Source organism: Corynebacterium sp. HMSC05E07 (assembly GCF_001807225.1).
Lineage (GTDB): Bacteria > Actinomycetota > Actinomycetes > Mycobacteriales > Mycobacteriaceae > Corynebacterium > Corynebacterium singulare.
This window is the reverse complement of sequence record NZ_KV788272.1, coordinates 1-1,193: the sequence shown is the minus strand read 5'-3', so window position 1 is coordinate 1,193 and position 1,193 is coordinate 1. Positions and strand designations below refer to the sequence as shown.

The 1,193-nt window shown below is 50.8% G+C and carries 1 protein-coding gene; it reads right to left on the bottom strand.

Translation table 11 applies throughout. The annotated features are described in order from the left end of the window. Positions 1–124 precede the first annotated feature (124 nt). Positions 125–328 (bottom strand): adenine-specific methyltransferase EcoRI family protein, encoded by a 204-nt coding sequence (locus HMPREF3149_RS13980; RefSeq protein ID WP_070538155.1) that lies wholly within the window; start codon positions 326–328, stop codon positions 125–127. Positions 329–1,193 lie beyond the last annotated feature (865 nt).

The window sequence follows — 1,193 nt, the reverse complement described above, 5'->3', positions numbered from 1 at the left end:
CACACCGCTACCATTTCAGTCTTCTGAACAGTCTCCGCTAACGTCTTCGCGCTCCAGAACAAACATTCTCTCGTTCTCCCACGCTTGAGTCTCGTCATACTGCGCATCTTGAGAATCATAGGGGTCAATCGAACAACGACGGCTGCAGACTGTCGAACGCACTATTGCTACGAGGAGCATAACTGGTCGAAATCAGCCTTTTAAGCCCAAAGTCTTCGAAGTGCAACGCAAAAAATTTAGTGAAGTTACTCCACTTCGGGTCGTCGCATGGAAGTAAAACGACCTTGTCTCTGAACACGTCGGGGTCATATTCCAGGTACGCGTTCATCTCACGCTCAATGTCCGCCTACTGGGTGTAAAACTCATCGTTTTTCGCATTCCGCGCTGCCTGCAAACTGCTATTGGCCATACTCCTACAGTAAACAACGACTAGAGCCTGCAGACTTAAAGCTTCACTGCATAGAACTTTTTATGCGACACGCCGCAAAGAGTCGGGACCGATGAAGCCACCACAGCTATCATCGGTCCCTAAGCAATATCTGAATTATGAGTGTAACAGCACACCACCACCACGCGCTACTACACACGCAGGAGAGAGTGAAAATCCTGCGGGGGTTGAGCCCCAAACAAAAAGAAGACGCCCGCGAGCCGGTATACCAACCGGCAGTTAGCTGGGACTGCTGGGTTAGAGCCAGAAATATATTAACGAGTGCATGAGCCGCCAGGTGTCGAGCAGACTTGACGGACGGACCAGCCTTGTAAGACAAGATCCATCACAGCCCGGTAATCAGTCACGATCGGACTCCTCTGATTATGCCGCGAGCCCTTTTGTCACGCGGTCAGAAGAATCTTCTCCCAAAGTGTTACTCGATACTCACCATCCCGTTACTAGATACCCCCCGCGCAACACCAGTTTCGCATAAGCGTGGGGCCTATGTCACTGGCTACGAGCACATTCCATCTGGAATGGACTCCAAGCGTGGACTGTGGACAAGCGACTACTTATATCGCGAAGCCAGCAAAGTTGGTCCGGTAACACGCAAAGTCATCGGAAGAAGAGAGTGTCTGATGCAGCGGCTGAATGAAGAAGTGGTTGCATTCTCTAGCCACTTGTAGACGACCGGCCGAAGAGAAACATGCTTCATTTAGTTCCTCGAACGGTGGTCAGCGATGTACTTGTGGTGAAGGTACTT

Excerpts from the sequence above, each read along its gene's own strand:
- HMPREF3149_RS13980 (WP_070538155.1), bottom strand. The coding sequence starts at position 328 with ATGAACGCGTACCTGGAATATGACCCCGACGTGTTCAGAGACAAGGTC.